The organism is Aeromonas sp. R3-1 (assembly GCF_040908345.1).
GTDB lineage: Bacteria > Pseudomonadota > Gammaproteobacteria > Enterobacterales > Aeromonadaceae > Aeromonas > Aeromonas veronii.
Genome location: NZ_JBFODN010000211.1, coordinates 1 through 13,800 on the forward strand (window position 1 = coordinate 1; position 13,800 = coordinate 13,800).

The window sequence follows — 13,800 nt, forward strand, 5'->3', positions numbered from 1 at the left end:
GCAGTTGAGGCAGTTGAGGCAGTTGAGGCAGTTGAGGCAGTTGAGGCAGTTGAGGCAGTTGAGGCAGTTGAGGCAGTTGAGGCAGTTGAGGCAGTATCAGAATTCATTAAAAGAAAAGCCGGGACAAGCCCGGCTTTTTCTTTATCACTCAGCAGCTGCTTCAGCAGCGGCCGGGCGGTCTACCAGCTCAATGTAAGCCATTGGGGCGTTGTCGCCAGCACGGAAACCGCATTTCAGAATGCGAGTATAACCGCCGGCGCGCTCCAGGTAGCGCGGGCCCAGTTCATTGAACAGCTTAGCCACGATCGCGTTATCGCGAGTACGGGCAAATGCCAGGCGACGATTAGCAACGCTATCAGTCTTGGCAAGGGTGATCAGCGGTTCAACTACACGACGCAGCTCTTTTGCCTTAGGCAGAGTCGTCTTGATGATCTCATGACGAACCAGGGAGCTGGCCATGTTGCGGAACATTGCCTGACGATGGCTGCTGTTCCGGTTCAGTTGACGACCACTCAAACGATGGCGCATGACCTTATCCTTCTAACTAAATCTGTGAAACCCGTAATCTGGATTACTCGTCAGCGATGCTGGCGGGCGGCCAGTTCTCAAGGCGCATGCCAAGAGACAGACCACGGGAGGCCAACACGTCCTTGATCTCAGTCAGGGACTTCTTACCGAGGTTAGGAGTCTTAAGCAACTCAACTTCGGTACGCTGTACCAGATCACCAATATAGTGGATAGCTTCTGCCTTCAGACAGTTCGCAGAACGAACTGTCAGCTCCAAATCATCGACAGGACGTAGCAGAATCGGATCAAACTCGGGTTTCTCTTCTTTCTTCTCGGGCACGCTGACATCGCGCAGATCCACGAAGGCTTCCAGTTGCTCGGCCAGAATAGTGGCAGAACGACGGATGGCTTCTTCAGGATCCAGGGTACCATTGGTCTCCATGTCGATGACCAGCTTGTCCAAGTCGGTACGCTGTTCCACACGTGCTGCCTCAACATTGTAGGCAATACGAACGATGGGGCTGAACGCGGAGTCCAACAGCAGGCGACCAATAGGACGCTCTTCATCATCGTTGTGAACACGAGCAGAAGCAGGCACATAACCACGACCGCGCTGAACTTTCAGGCGCATGCTGATTTCAGCATTGGCACCAGTCAGGTGGCAGATTACGTGCTCCGGGTTTACGATCTCGACTTCATCACCGTGAGTGATATCACCAGCGGTAACGGGGCCTGTTCCAGACTTGGTCAGGGACAGAGTTACCTCGTCCTTGCCTTCCAGCTTCACAGCGATACCTTTCAGGTTGAGCAGGATTTCAAGAATGTCTTCCTGTACACCTTCTTTGCTGCTGTACTCGTGCAGTACCCCGTCAATTTCGACTTCAGTAACTGCACAACCGGGCATAGATGACAGCAAAATACGACGCAGGGCGTTGCCCAGCGTGTGACCAAAGCCACGCTCGAGTGGCTCAAGAGTCACTTTCGCATGAGTCGGGCTAACTTGCTCGATGTCAACTAGCCGCGGTTTAAGAAAATCTGTTACAGAACCCAGCATTGTGTCCTCTCTTTAGAAGCTAGCTTTACTTGGAGTAAAGCTCGACGATCAGCTGTTCGTTAATGTCGGCAGACAGGTCGGAACGCTCTGGCAGACGCTTGAAAGCACCTTCCATTTTAGCGGCGTCAACCTCTACCCAAGTCGGCTTCTCACGCTGACCAGCAACTTCCAGGGAAGCTTTGATACGCGCTTGCTTCTTAGCCTTCTCACGAACGCAGATCACGTCCTCAGGGGAAACCTGGAAAGAAGGAATGTTCACAACGCGACCGTTTACCATGATAGCCTTGTGGCTCACCAGCTGACGAGATTCAGCACGGGTAGCGCCGAAGCCCATACGGTAAACAACGTTGTCCAAACGACCTTCCAGCAGCTGCAACAGGTTTTCACCGGTGTTACCCTTTTGACGGGCAGCGTCGCGGTAGTAGTTGCGGAACTGTTTTTCCAATACGCCGTAGATACGACGAACTTTTTGTTTCTCGCGCAGCTGAACACCGTAGTCGGACAGACGCGCTTTGCGCGCACCATGCTGACCAGGGGCGGTGTCAATCTTGCACTTAGAATCAATCGCACGAACACCTGACTTCAGGAAGAGGTCGGTGCCCTCACGACGGCTAAGCTTAAGCTTAGGACCGATATATCTTGCCATCTTCTTTCTCCAACAATCCTAGACCAAGTAGCTACAGCGTTATACGCGGCGCTTCTTGGGAGGACGACAACCGTTGTGCGGGATCGGAGTCACATCAGTAATGTTAGTGATGCGGAAACCAGCCGCGTTCAGGGCGCGGATGGAAGACTCACGACCGGGACCCGGACCTTTGACCATGACTTCCAGGTTCTTGACGCCATATTCTTTGGCCATCTCACCAGCGCGCTCGGCAGCTACCTGAGCAGCGAACGGGGTGGACTTACGAGAACCACGGAAACCGGAACCACCAGAAGTAGCCCAAGACAGAGCATTGCCCTGACGGTCAGTAATGGTCACGATTGTGTTGTTGAAAGATGCATGAACGTGCGCAATACCGTCGCTCACTTGCTTTTTAACGCGCTTGCGAGCACGAGTCGGAGTTTTAGCCATTTTCTACCTTCCCGTTACTTCTTGATAGCCTTGCGCGGACCCTTACGGGTACGAGCGTTGGTCTTGGTACGTTGACCACGAACAGGCAGGCTACGACGGTGACGCAAACCACGGTAGCAACCCAGATCCATCAATCGCTTGATGTTCATGGAAATCTGACGACGCAGGTCACCTTCAACGGTGAATTTACCTACTTGTTCACGCAGACTCTCGATCTGAGCTTCGTCCAGGTCTTTAATTTTCACATTCTCAGCGATACCGGCTGCGGCACAGATGGCCTTGGAGCGGGTACGACCGACGCCATAAATAGCAGTCAAAGCGATGACTGCATGCTTATGGTCAGGAATGTTAATGCCAGCGATACGGGCCACTATTCACTCCTACATATAGTAGATTACGACCACCACAAAGCCCGTGAGCGGATACGTGGCGGTCAACCAATACACAACAAAAGTTGGCTGGCTATATTAGCCAGCACAACTATTTGTTGCAAGTACTAACCGTAAAAAATTAGCCTTGGCGTTGTTTATGCTTTGGCTCGCTGCAAATCACACGCACCACACCGTGACGCTTGATGATTTTGCAGTTACGGCAGATTGCCTTAACGGAAGCACGAACTTTCATTGCTTAACTCCGTAACTACGCCGACCTTTAGCGGCCGTAGCCCTTCAGGTTGGCCTTCCTCAGGACGTCACCATATTGATGAGACATCATATGGGTTTGAACCTGAGCCATGAAGTCCATGATAACTACCACGATAATCAGCAGCGAAGTGCCACCGAAGTAGAACTGTACGTTCCAGGCAGTCATCAAGAACTGGGGTACCAGACAGATAAAGGTTATATAGAGCGCACCTGCCAATGTCAGGCGAGTCATAACCTTATCGATGTAACGTGCTGTCTGCTCGCCCGGGCGGATCCCCGGGATAAAGGCTCCACTCTTCTTCAGATTATCTGCTGTCTCGCGGGGGTTGAACACCAGCGCGGTATAGAAGAAGCAGAAGAAGATAATGGCTGCTGCATACAGCATCTCGTAAAGCGGTTGACCCGGCTGCAGGACCATAGAGACCTGTTGCAGGATATCAGCTACTTTACCCTCGCCCTGACCAAACCAAGAGGTAATGGTCCCCGGGAAGAGGATGATACTGGATGCGAAAATCGCAGGAATCACACCAGCCATATTCACTTTCAACGGCAGGTGTGTGCTTTGCGCGGCAAATACCTGGCGGCCTTGTTGACGCTTGGCATAGTTAACGACGATACGACGCTGACCACGCTCCACGAACACCACAAAGTAAGTCACTGCGAAAACAATCAAGCCCAGCAACAACAACAGCAGGATGTGCAATTCCCCTTGACGTGCCTGTTCGGCCGTAGCGCCAATGGCATGCGGCAGACCAGCAACGATACCTGTGAAAATAATCAACGAGATACCATTACCAATCCCACGCTCGGTAATCTGCTCACCCAACCACATCAAAAACATGGTACCGGTGACCAGACTCACAACCGCTGTGAAATAGAAGCCTAGACCCGGATTAGTCACGAGTCCATGCATCATATTCGGCAGACCGGTTGCAATACCAATGGCCTGGAAAGTTCCCAAAACCAGCGTGCCCCAACGGGTATATTGGCTAATCTTGCGACGGCCGGATTCACCTTCTTTCTTGAGTTCAGCAAGAGCGGGGTGAACCACTGTCAGCAGCTGGATAATGATCGACGCCGAAATGTACGGCATGATCCCCAACGCAAGAATAGAAGCACGCGAGAGTGCACCACCACTGAACATGTTGAACATCTCAATGATGGTGCCCTTCTGTTGCTGGAACAACTCGGCCAGTACGGCGGCGTCAATACCAGGAATCGGCACATAAGAGCCTGCACGGAAAACGATAATCGCCCCGAGAACGAAGAGCAGACGGCTCTTCAGTTCACTCAGACCACCCTGTGCTTTAACATCCAATCCTGGTTTCTTAGCCATTGTACTGATTATTCCTCGATTTTACCGCCAGCGGCCTCGATGGCTGCGCGTGCACCTTTGGTGACGGACAGACCACGAACGGTCACAGCACGGTCAATGTTGCCTGACAGAACAACTTTAGCGAACACGATGTTCTTAGTAACAACACCGGCTTGCTTCAGAGTGCTCAGGTCGACCACATCACCTTCTACCAGGGCGATTTCATTCAGACGCACTTCGGCAGAAACCAAAGATTTGCGAGAGAAGAAACCGAACTTCGGCAGACGGATTTTCAAAGGCATCTGGCCGCCTTCGAAACCGTTGCGAACTTTGCCGCCACCGGAACGAGAGGTTTGGCCTTTAACACCACGACCACCAGTCTTGCCCAGGCCGGAGCCGATACCACGACCACGACGTTGTTTTTCAGGCTTGGAACCAGCGGCCGGAGACAGAGTGTTCAGACGCATGCTTAGCCCTCCACCTTAACCATGTAATAAACCTGGTTGATCATGCCGCGTACGCAAGGAGTATCTTCCAGCTCAACGGTGTGACCAATGCGACGCAGACCCAGACCACGCAGAGTCGCCTTGTGCTTTGGCAGACGGCCGATAGAGCTGCGAGTTTGAGTTACTTTTACAGTGTTAGCCATGTCGCATTACCCCAGAATTTCTTCAACGCGCAGACCACGCTTGGCAGCGATCTGTTCCGGTGATTGACCGTGAACCAGAGCGTCTACAGTAGCGCGAACAACGTTGATTGGGTTGGTGGAACCGTAGGTCTTGGCCAGCACGTTGTGGATACCGGCAACTTCCAGAACAGCACGCATAGCGCCGCCTGCAATGATACCAGTACCTTGGGAGGCCGGCTTCATGAACACGGTGGAGCCAGAGTGAACACCACGCACCGGGTGGTGCAGAGTGCCGTTGTTCAGCTCAACCTTGTTCAGATTACGCTTAGCCTGTTCCATTGCTTTTTGAATAGCAGCCGGAACTTCACGGGCTTTACCGTAACCGTAACCTACACGGCCGTTACCATCACCCACCACGGTCAACGCGGTGAAGGACATGATACGACCACCTTTAACAGTTTTCGAAACACGGTTTACTGCAATGAGCTTTTCTTGCAGTTCGCCGGCTTGAGATTCGACTTTAGCCATCTTCGACTCCTAGCTTAGAACTGAAGACCAGCGTCACGTGCGGCAGCTGCCAGGGCAGCGATGCGACCGTGATACTTGAAACCGGAACGATCGAAAGATACGTTCTGAACGCCTTTGGCAATAGCACGCTCAGCGATAGCCTTACCTACAGCGGTAGCAGCATCTGCGTTACCGGTGTATTTCAGAGCTTCACTGATGGCTTTCTCTACTGTGGAAGCAGAGGCCAGAACTTCGGAACCGTTGGCTGCAATAACCTGCGCATAGATATGACGCGGGGTACGGTGAACAACCAGACGGGTAGCTCCCAGTTCCTGCATCTTTTTCCGAGCACGAGTAGCACGACGGAGACGAGCTGCTTTCTTGTCCATAGTGTTACCTTACTTCTTCTTAGCTTCTTTAGTACGCACTTGCTCGTTGGCATAGCGTACACCCTTGCCCTTGTAGGGCTCCGGAGCGCGGTAAGCACGGATATCGGCGGCGACTTGGCCAACCAGCTGCTTGTCGACGCCACGCAGAACGATTTCTGTAGCAGTCGGGCACTCAGCGGTCACACCAGCCGGCAGCGCATGCTCTACCGGGTGAGAGAAGCCCAGAGCCAGCGCAACAGCATTGCCCTTGATGGAGGCTTTATAACCTACACCAACCAGCTGCAGCTTGCGCTCGAAGCCTTGGGTAACACCGATTACCATGTTGTTGACCAATGCACGGGCAGTACCGGCCTGAGCGTCAGCACCAGCGATGCTGGCGCGCGGGGCGAACTTCAGTACATTGTCTTCTTTGGTCACTTCTACACCGGCGTGAATAGAGCGAACCAGAGAACCTTTACCACCTTTGATGGTCAGTTCCTGGCCGTTCAGAGTCACCTCTACGCCAGCAGGAATAGTGACGGGTGCCTTAGCAACACGAGACATTTCCTACCTCCTATTAAGCGACGTAGCAGATGATCTCACCGCCCATGCTTGCTTTGCGAGCAGCACGGTCAGTCATCACACCTTTAGACGTGGACACGATAGCAACACCGAGACCGCCCATAACTTTCGGCAGATCAGTAGTGCGCTTGTAAATACGCAGGCCTGGACGGCTTACGCGTTGGATCAGTTCTACAACTGGCTTGCCCTGGAAATATTTCAGTTCAATTTCCAGTTCCGGCTTCACGTCACCAGCTACAGAGTAGCCAGCGATGTAACCTTCTTCTTTCAGCACTTTGGCAATAGCCACTTTCAGCTTGGAAGAAGGCATGGAAACCGCAACTTTGCTCGCCGCCTGACCGTTACGGATGCGGGTCAGCATGTCCGCGATCGGATCTTGCATGCTCATAAGTCTAACTCCCGAGATTCGTTACCAAGAAGCCTTCTTCAGGCCCGGAATTTCGCCCTTCATGGCATGCTCACGCACCTTGATGCGAGACAGGCCAAACTTGCGCAGGAAACCGTGCGGACGACCAGTAATATTGCAACGGTTACGCTGGCGGGACGGACTGGAATCACGGGGCAGCTGTTGCAGTTGCAGTACAGCATCCCAACGCGCTTCTTCAGAAGCGTTCATGTCAACGATGATAGCTTTCAGCTCGGCACGCTTGGTCGCGTACTTGGCTACCAGCTTGGCACGCTTTGCTTCGCGCGCTTTCATGGATGTTTTAGCCATAACCCTAACCTTACTTGCGGAATGGGAAGTTAAAGGCAGCCAGCAGAGCACGGCCTTCTTCATCGGTATTCGCGGAAGTGGTGATGGTGATATCCAGACCACGGACGCGATCGACTTTGTCATAGTCGATTTCCGGGAAGATGATCTGCTCACGCACGCCCATGGAGTAGTTACCACGACCGTCGAACGCTTTAGCGTTCAGGCCACGGAAGTCACGGATACGCGGTACGGAGATGCAGATCAGCCGTTCCAGGAACTCCCACATACGCTCGCCACGCAGGGTTACTTTACAACCTATCGGGTAGCCTTCACGAATCTTGAAGCCCGCAACAGATTTGCGAGCTTTGGTGATCAGCGGCTTCTGACCGGAAATAGCAGCCATATCGGCAGCAGCATTTTCCAGCAATTTCTTGTCAGAGATCGCTTCACCAACACCCATGTTCAGGGTGATTTTCTCGATCCGAGGGACTTGCATGATAGTCTTGTAACCGAACTGCTTGGACAGTTCATTTACTACATCGGATTTGTAGTAATCATGCAGTTTCGCCATCGTTAAACTCCAATTACTTCACAAGTTCGCCGGTGGATTTGAAGAAACGGACTTTTTTGCCGTCTTCAATCCGGAAACCAACGCGGTCAGCTTTGCCAGTGGCAGAGTTGAACAGCGCTACGTTTGATACATCGATGGGGGCTTCTTTGGTGACGATACCGCCAGCCTGACCCAGTGCGGGTACCGGCTTCTGGTGTTTCTTCACCTGGTTGATGCCTTCCACGATTACCTTACCTTTTGCAATCAGGACTTGAGTGACTTTGCCACGCTTGCCCTTGTCTTTGCCGGTAAGAACAATCACTTCGTCTTCGCGACGGATTTTAGCTGCCATCGTTCGACTCCTTACAGTACTTCGGGTGCCAGGGACACAATCTTCATGAACTTCTCATTACGCAGTTCACGGGTCACCGGGCCAAAAATACGAGTACCGATTGGCTGTTGGTTGTTGTTAAGCAACACAGCCGCATTGTTGTCGAAACGGATGACAGAGCCGTCCGGACGACGAACGCCTTTACGGGTGCGTACGACCACCGCGTTATACACATCACCTTTCTTCACTTTACCGCGAGGAATGGCTTCCTTGATGGAAACCTTGATGATGTCGCCGATGCCGGCGTAACGGCGGTGCGAGCCACCCAGAACCTTAATACACATTACACTGCGAGCGCCGGAGTTGTCGGCAACACCCAGCATACTTTGCATCTGGATCATCTTAGTGCTCCGCTTTGTTTACTTCTTATCCCTAATGGGATCTGGCTGCCTTCAAAAGGCGCGAAACTATAACACAGGATTTTCAGAAAAGGTAGCCTAAAAAACAAACGGCCCCTGAAAGGGGCCGCTTGGACTACAAAGTACCGATTAGGCCTTTTCTACAACGGCAACCAGGGTCCAGGACTTGGTCTTGGACAGCGGGCGGCATTCGCGGATTTCCACGAGGTCGCCAGCTTTGCACTCGTTGTTTTCGTCATGCACGTGCAGCTTGGTAGTGCGCTTGATGATCTTACCGTAGATCGGGTGCTTTACCTTACGCTCGATAGCAACAGTGATGGACTTGTCCATCTTGTCGCTGATTACACGACCTTGCAGAGTACGGATCTTGTCAGTCATTACGCACCTGCCTTCTCAGTCAGTACAGTCTTGATACGTGCGACGTCACGACGCACTTGTTTCAGAGTGTGAGTCTGAGCCAGCTGGCCGGTGGACGCTTGCATGCGCATGTTGAATTGCTCGCGCAGCAGGCCCAGCAGCTCCTGGTTCAGTTCTTCGACGCTCTTTTGACGCAGATCTTGGGCTTTCATCACATCACCGTCTTAATTACGAAAGTGGTCTGAACAGACAGCTTAGCTGCGGCCAGGGCAAACGCTTCACGCGCCAGAGCCTCAGGTACACCGTCCATCTCGTACAGAACCTTGCCAGGCTGGATCGGGCAAACCCAGTATTCCACGTTACCCTTACCTTTACCCATACGAACTTCGAGGGGCTTTTCGGTGATGGGCTTGTCCGGGAACACACGGATCCAGATCTTACCTTGACGCTTAACGTGACGGGTCATGGCACGACGGGCTGCTTCGATTTGACGAGCAGTCAGTTGACCACGGGATGTCGCCTTCAGGCCAAAGGTACCGAAGGATACTTCGTTACCAGAGGTGGCCAGACCGCGGTTACGACCCTTGTGGGTCTTGCGGAATTTAGTACGCTTAGGTTGCAACATTTACCGAATCTCCTTACTTAGCAGCGCGGCGCTTGTTGTCACGCTTGGGCTTTGCAGGAGCTTGCTCTTGAGCAGCGGCAGCGTTAACAGCAGCCAGACCGCCCAGAACTTCGCCCTTGAAGATCCAAACTTTAACGCCGATCACACCGTAAGTGGTGTGGGCTTCAGAAGTTGCGTAGTCGATGTCGGCACGCAGGGTGTGCAACGGCACACGACCTTCACGGTACCATTCGGTACGCGCGATTTCAGCGCCGCCCAGACGACCGGAAACTTCCACTTTGATGCCCTTGGCACCCAGGCGCATTGCGTTCTGTACGGCGCGCTTCATAGCACGACGGAACATTACACGACGCTCCAGCTGGGAAGTGATGCTGTCGGCAACCAGTTTGCCATCCAGCTCCGGCTTGCGGACTTCGGAAATGTTGATCTGAGCAGGCACGCCAGCAATAGTGGCTACAGCTTTGCGCAGCTTCTCAACGTCTTCGCCTTTCTTACCGATGACAACACCCGGACGAGCGGTGTGAATGGTCACACGGATGCTCTTGGCCGGACGCTCAATGGTGATCTTGGACAAGGACGCGTTTTTCAGTTCCTTGGTCAGGAACTGGCGTACTTGAAAATCGCTGTACAGGTTGTCAGCGAAGTCTTTGGTGTTCGCGAACCAGGTAGAATTCCAAGGCTTGGTAATACCCAGGCGAATGCCATTAGGATGTACTTTCTGACCCATTGCTTATCTCCCAGCCTTAGCGTCGGATACCACTACAGTGATGTGAGCGGTACGCTTGAGGATACGATCCGCACGACCTTTGGCACGCGGACGGATGCGCTTCATGGAGGGACCTTCGTCGACCATGATAGTAGCAACACGCAGCGCGTCGATATCGGCGCCTTCGTTGTGCTCAGCGTTTGCAATGGCAGATTCCAGCACTTTCTTAACCAGCACTGCAGCCTTTTTCGGGCTGAAGGTCAGGATATTCAGAGCCTTGTCTACGGACAGACCACGTACTTGATCGGCTACCAGACGAGCTTTCTGGGCAGAAGTACGGGCATAACGGTGTTTAGCGATAGCTTCCATCATTTATCCCTTAGCGCTTCTTAGCCTTCTTATCAGCAGCATGGCCGCGATAAGTACGAGTCGGTGCGAATTCACCCAGTTTGTGACCGATCATTTCTTCGGTAACGAAAACCGGAACGTGCTGACGACCATTATGGACAGCGATGGTCAAACCGATCATGTTCGGGATGATCATTGAACGACGGGACCAGGTTTTAACCGGCTTTTTATCCCCGCTTTCCACCGCTTTCTCTACCTTCTTCAGCAAGTGCAGGTCAATAAATGGACCCTTCTTGAGAGAACGTGGCATGGTGATTCCTCTATGTTAACAATTACTTGTTACGACGACGTACGATGTACTTGTCGGTACGCTTGTTCTTACGGGTCTTGAAGCCTTTAGCCTTCTGGCCCCATGGGGACACAGGCTGCATGCCCTTGTTACGACCCTCACCACCACCGTGCGGGTGGTCAACCGGGTTCATCGCCATACCGCGAACGGTCGGACGAATACCACGCCAGCGGTTTGCACCGGCTTTACCCAGTTGACGCAACATGTGCTCGGAGTTACCGACTTCACCGATGGTAGCGCGGCACTCGGCCAGAACTTTACGTACTTCGCCGGAACGCAGACGCAGAGTTACATAGTTACCTTCACGAGCCAGGATCTGGATGAAAGTACCAGCGGAACGAGCCAGCTGTGCACCTTTACCAGGTTTCATCTCTACAGCGTGAACGGTAGAACCAACCGGGATGTTGCGCATCGGCAGGGCGTTACCTACCTTGATGGCTGCATCAGCACCAGAAGCGATCGCGTCACCAGCTTTCAGGCCTTTCGGAGCCAGGATGTAACGACGCTCACCGTCTGCATACAACACCAGAGCGATGTTAGCGGTACGGTTCGGATCGTATTCCAGGCGCTCTACTTTAGCCGGGATACCGTCTTTGTCGCGCTTGAAGTCGACGATACGGTAGTGCTGCTTGTGACCACCACCGATATGACGGGTAGTGATACGGCCGTTGTTGTTACGACCACCGGACTTGCTTTTGCTGTCCAGCAGAGCGGCGAAGGGCTTGCCCTTGTACAGCTCTTGATTGACGATCTTGACGACGTGGCGGCGGCCCGGAGAAGTAGGCTTGCACTTAACGATTGCCATTTTTGAGAACTCCTCTTACTCGGCTGCGCCCATGAAGTCGATGTCCTGACCAGCTTTCAGGGTCACATAAGCCTTTTTCCAATCGGAACGACGGCCTACGCGTGCACCTGCGCGCTTGGTCTTACCCTTCATGTTCAGGGTACGGACGGTCTCAACTTCGACCTCGAACAGTTTCGCAACTGCAGCTTTGACTTCCGCCTTGGTAGCATCAACAGCAACTTTGAACACGATAGTGTTCTGCTTTTCTGCAACCATGGTGCTCTTTTCAGAGATGTGCGGAGCCTTCAGAACTTTCAGCAGACGCTCTTCACGGATCATGCCAGCATCTCCTCGATTTGCTTAACTGCGTCAGCAGTCATCAGAACCTTGTCGAAAGCGATCAGGCTGACCGGGTCGATACCGGCAACGTCACGCACGTCAACTTTGTACAGGTTGCGAGCAGCCAGGAACAGGTTCTCATCGACTTCAGCAGTCACGATCAGAACGTCAGTCAGTTCCATTTCTTTCAGCTTGGCGATCAGTTCTTTGGTCTTCGGAGCTTCGATGCCGAACTTCTCAACAACGATCAGGCGCTCTTGACGTACCAGCTCGGACAGAATGCTACGGATAGCGCCGCGGTACATCTTCTTGTTTACTTTCTGGCTGTGATCTTGCGGCTTAGCAGCAAAAGTCACACCACCGGAACGCCAGATGGGCGAACGGATGGAGCCAGCACGGGCACGACCAGTACCCTTCTGACGCCACGGCTTTTTGCCGCCACCAGACACTTCAGAGCGAGTCAGCTGCGCACGAGTACCCTGACGGGCACCAGCGGCATATGCAACGACGACCTGGTGAACCAGAGCTTCGTTGAATTCGCGCCCGAAGGTAGTCTCGGAAACTTCAAGAGCGCTCTTGGCGTCTTTCATTACCAATTCCATTACTATCTCCTCAGACGTTACGCTTTGACGGCAGGTTTGACGATCACGTTGCCGTTGGTTGCACCCGGTACTGCACCTTTGATGAGCAGCAGGTTGCGTTCAGCGTCAACACGAACCAGTTCCAGGTTCTGAGTCGTTACACGCTCAGCACCCATGTGACCAGCCATCTTTTTGCCCTTGAATACACGACCCGGAGTCTGGTTCTGACCGATAGAACCCGGAACGCGGTGAGACAAGGAGTTACCGTGGGTCATATCCTGGGTGCGGAAGTTGTGGCGCTTAACAGTACCAGCAAAGCCCTTACCTTTGGATGTGCCGGTAACGTCTACCAGCTTAACGTCAGCGAGAAGATCTACTTTCAGCTCGCTACCAACAGTGAAAGTTTCACCGTTGTTCAGGCGGAATTCCCACAGACCGCGACCGGCTTCTACACCAGCTTTGGCGAAGTGGCCAGCTTCCGGCTTGGTCACACGGCTGGCTTTCTTGGCGCCAGTGGTAACCTGAATAGCGTTGTAGCCGTCGGTTTCTACAGATTTGACCTGAGTTACACGGTTAGCTTCAACTTCGATAACAGTCACCGGGATAGAAACGCCATCTTCAGTGAAGATGCGAGTCATACCCACTTTGCGACCTACAAGACCGATTGTCATTGTTATCAACCTCTTTCCGTAATTAACCCAGGCTGATCTGGACGTCTACACCAGCTGCCAGATCCAGACGCATCAGGGCGTCTACGGTCTTGTCAGTCGGCTCAACGATGTCTACCAGACGCTTGTGAGTGCGGATCTCGTACTGATCACGCGCATCTTTGTTGACGTGCGGGGAGATCAGGACGGTGAAGCGCTCTTTGCGAGTCGGCAGCGGAATAGGACCGCGAACCTGCGCGCCAGTGCGCTTAGCAGTTTCAACGATTTCCGCAGTGGATTGATCAATCAGGCGATGATCAAAAGCCTTCAGGCGGATACGGATTCTTTGGTTCTGCATTGACAGAGCTCCAATAGATAAAAGAACATAAA

The 13,800-nt window shown here is 53.0% G+C and carries 28 protein-coding genes; all 28 read right to left on the reverse strand.

Translation table 11 applies throughout. The annotated features are described in order from the left end of the window. Window positions 1-144: 144 nt before the first annotated feature. The 28 genes from rplQ to rpsJ all read right to left on the reverse strand — a co-directional run bounded on the left by rplQ (window position 145) and on the right by rpsJ (window position 13,768). A complete protein-coding gene (rplQ, locus tag AB5Y85_RS13525; RefSeq protein ID WP_005307999.1) occupies window positions 145-528 on the reverse strand; it encodes a 50S ribosomal protein L17 in 384 nt (127 codons plus the stop codon). A 43-nt stretch (window positions 529-571) separates the two neighbouring features. Beyond that, the gene (rpoA, locus tag AB5Y85_RS13530; RefSeq protein ID WP_005307997.1) at window positions 572-1,561 is read right to left on the reverse strand and encodes a DNA-directed RNA polymerase subunit alpha; all 990 of its coding nucleotides are present in this window, start codon (window positions 1,559-1,561) and stop codon (window positions 572-574) included. Between the two features lie 25 nt (window positions 1,562-1,586). Continuing rightward, window positions 1,587-2,207 carry a 30S ribosomal protein S4 gene (gene rpsD, locus AB5Y85_RS13535; RefSeq protein ID WP_005340600.1) on the reverse strand — a complete coding sequence of 207 codons (621 nt, stop codon included), beginning with the start codon at window positions 2,205-2,207 and terminating at the stop codon, window positions 1,587-1,589. Between the two features lie 39 nt (window positions 2,208-2,246). Then, on the reverse strand, window positions 2,247-2,636 hold the full coding sequence (gene rpsK / locus AB5Y85_RS13540; RefSeq protein ID WP_005307993.1) for a 30S ribosomal protein S11: 390 nt from the start codon (window positions 2,634-2,636) through the stop codon (window positions 2,247-2,249). A gap of 14 nt (window positions 2,637-2,650) precedes the next feature. Continuing rightward, window positions 2,651-3,007 (reverse strand): 30S ribosomal protein S13, encoded by a 357-nt coding sequence (gene rpsM, locus AB5Y85_RS13545; protein ID WP_005307991.1) that lies wholly within the window; start codon window positions 3,005-3,007, stop codon window positions 2,651-2,653. Window positions 3,008-3,146: 139 nt separating this feature from the next. After that, entirely contained in the window at window positions 3,147-3,260 is a 114-nt protein-coding gene (rpmJ, locus tag AB5Y85_RS13550; RefSeq protein WP_005319705.1) for a 50S ribosomal protein L36, read from the reverse strand. Between the two features lie 27 nt (window positions 3,261-3,287). Further along, window positions 3,288-4,616: a preprotein translocase subunit SecY gene (gene secY / locus AB5Y85_RS13555; protein WP_005340602.1), complete on the reverse strand. Its 1,329-nt coding sequence runs from the start codon at window positions 4,614-4,616 to the stop codon at window positions 3,288-3,290. Between the two features lie 8 nt (window positions 4,617-4,624). Beyond that, window positions 4,625-5,062, reverse strand: coding sequence for a 50S ribosomal protein L15 (rplO, locus tag AB5Y85_RS13560; protein WP_005340604.1), 438 nt, complete (start codon window positions 5,060-5,062; stop codon window positions 4,625-4,627). 2 nt (window positions 5,063-5,064) lie between these two features. Continuing rightward, window positions 5,065-5,244 (reverse strand): 50S ribosomal protein L30, encoded by a 180-nt coding sequence (gene rpmD / locus AB5Y85_RS13565; protein ID WP_005307985.1) that lies wholly within the window; start codon window positions 5,242-5,244, stop codon window positions 5,065-5,067. Between the two features lie 6 nt (window positions 5,245-5,250). After that, the gene (gene rpsE, locus AB5Y85_RS13570; protein WP_005340605.1) at window positions 5,251-5,751 is read right to left on the reverse strand and encodes a 30S ribosomal protein S5; all 501 of its coding nucleotides are present in this window, start codon (window positions 5,749-5,751) and stop codon (window positions 5,251-5,253) included. A gap of 14 nt (window positions 5,752-5,765) precedes the next feature. Beyond that, on the reverse strand, window positions 5,766-6,119 hold the full coding sequence (gene rplR / locus AB5Y85_RS13575) for a 50S ribosomal protein L18 (RefSeq protein ID WP_005340606.1): 354 nt from the start codon (window positions 6,117-6,119) through the stop codon (window positions 5,766-5,768). A 9-nt stretch (window positions 6,120-6,128) separates the two neighbouring features. Beyond that, on the reverse strand, window positions 6,129-6,662 hold the full coding sequence (gene rplF / locus AB5Y85_RS13580) for a 50S ribosomal protein L6 (RefSeq protein WP_257687961.1): 534 nt from the start codon (window positions 6,660-6,662) through the stop codon (window positions 6,129-6,131). Window positions 6,663-6,675: 13 nt separating this feature from the next. Beyond that, entirely contained in the window at window positions 6,676-7,068 is a 393-nt protein-coding gene (gene rpsH / locus AB5Y85_RS13585) for a 30S ribosomal protein S8 (RefSeq protein ID WP_005307980.1), read from the reverse strand. 21 nt (window positions 7,069-7,089) lie between these two features. After that, window positions 7,090-7,395: a 30S ribosomal protein S14 gene (gene rpsN, locus AB5Y85_RS13590; RefSeq protein ID WP_005340609.1), complete on the reverse strand. Its 306-nt coding sequence runs from the start codon at window positions 7,393-7,395 to the stop codon at window positions 7,090-7,092. A gap of 10 nt (window positions 7,396-7,405) precedes the next feature. Further along, complete coding sequence (gene rplE / locus AB5Y85_RS13595; RefSeq protein WP_005331162.1) at window positions 7,406-7,945, reverse strand: 50S ribosomal protein L5; 540 nt, start codon at window positions 7,943-7,945, stop codon at window positions 7,406-7,408. A gap of 13 nt (window positions 7,946-7,958) precedes the next feature. Next, window positions 7,959-8,276, reverse strand: coding sequence for a 50S ribosomal protein L24 (rplX, locus tag AB5Y85_RS13600; protein WP_005307977.1), 318 nt, complete (start codon window positions 8,274-8,276; stop codon window positions 7,959-7,961). A gap of 11 nt (window positions 8,277-8,287) precedes the next feature. Continuing rightward, complete coding sequence (rplN, locus tag AB5Y85_RS13605) at window positions 8,288-8,656, reverse strand: 50S ribosomal protein L14 (protein WP_005307975.1); 369 nt, start codon at window positions 8,654-8,656, stop codon at window positions 8,288-8,290. Window positions 8,657-8,803: 147 nt separating this feature from the next. After that, window positions 8,804-9,052 carry a 30S ribosomal protein S17 gene (gene rpsQ / locus AB5Y85_RS13610; RefSeq protein WP_005307966.1) on the reverse strand — a complete coding sequence of 83 codons (249 nt, stop codon included), beginning with the start codon at window positions 9,050-9,052 and terminating at the stop codon, window positions 8,804-8,806. Next, window positions 9,052-9,243, reverse strand: a complete 192-nt coding sequence (rpmC, locus tag AB5Y85_RS13615; RefSeq protein ID WP_005307965.1) for a 50S ribosomal protein L29 — start codon at window positions 9,241-9,243, stop codon at window positions 9,052-9,054. The genes rpsQ and rpmC overlap by 1 nt, the downstream gene beginning before the upstream one ends. Then, a complete protein-coding gene (gene rplP, locus AB5Y85_RS13620; protein WP_005340612.1) occupies window positions 9,243-9,656 on the reverse strand; it encodes a 50S ribosomal protein L16 in 414 nt (137 codons plus the stop codon). Before rplP ends, rpmC begins: the two co-directional genes overlap by 1 nt. 13 nt (window positions 9,657-9,669) lie before the next feature. Then, the gene (gene rpsC, locus AB5Y85_RS13625) at window positions 9,670-10,383 is read right to left on the reverse strand and encodes a 30S ribosomal protein S3 (RefSeq protein ID WP_005307962.1); all 714 of its coding nucleotides are present in this window, start codon (window positions 10,381-10,383) and stop codon (window positions 9,670-9,672) included. 3 nt (window positions 10,384-10,386) lie between these two features. Beyond that, complete coding sequence (gene rplV, locus AB5Y85_RS13630) at window positions 10,387-10,731, reverse strand: 50S ribosomal protein L22 (protein WP_005319741.1); 345 nt, start codon at window positions 10,729-10,731, stop codon at window positions 10,387-10,389. 10 nt (window positions 10,732-10,741) lie between these two features. Beyond that, window positions 10,742-11,020 carry a 30S ribosomal protein S19 gene (gene rpsS, locus AB5Y85_RS13635; RefSeq protein WP_005307960.1) on the reverse strand — a complete coding sequence of 93 codons (279 nt, stop codon included), beginning with the start codon at window positions 11,018-11,020 and terminating at the stop codon, window positions 10,742-10,744. 22 nt (window positions 11,021-11,042) lie between these two features. Beyond that, window positions 11,043-11,864, reverse strand: coding sequence for a 50S ribosomal protein L2 (rplB, locus tag AB5Y85_RS13640; RefSeq protein WP_005340614.1), 822 nt, complete (start codon window positions 11,862-11,864; stop codon window positions 11,043-11,045). Window positions 11,865-11,879: 15 nt separating this feature from the next. Continuing rightward, window positions 11,880-12,179, reverse strand: coding sequence for a 50S ribosomal protein L23 (gene rplW, locus AB5Y85_RS13645; RefSeq protein ID WP_342690021.1), 300 nt, complete (start codon window positions 12,177-12,179; stop codon window positions 11,880-11,882). Beyond that, window positions 12,179-12,784, reverse strand: a complete 606-nt coding sequence (rplD, locus tag AB5Y85_RS13650) for a 50S ribosomal protein L4 (protein WP_005340616.1) — start codon at window positions 12,782-12,784, stop codon at window positions 12,179-12,181. The genes rplW and rplD overlap by 1 nt, the downstream gene beginning before the upstream one ends. A 17-nt stretch (window positions 12,785-12,801) precedes the next feature. Further along, window positions 12,802-13,434 (reverse strand): 50S ribosomal protein L3, encoded by a 633-nt coding sequence (gene rplC / locus AB5Y85_RS13655; protein ID WP_005340620.1) that lies wholly within the window; start codon window positions 13,432-13,434, stop codon window positions 12,802-12,804. A 22-nt stretch (window positions 13,435-13,456) separates the two neighbouring features. Continuing rightward, window positions 13,457-13,768, reverse strand: coding sequence for a 30S ribosomal protein S10 (gene rpsJ, locus AB5Y85_RS13660; RefSeq protein WP_005307944.1), 312 nt, complete (start codon window positions 13,766-13,768; stop codon window positions 13,457-13,459). Window positions 13,769-13,800 lie beyond the last annotated feature (32 nt).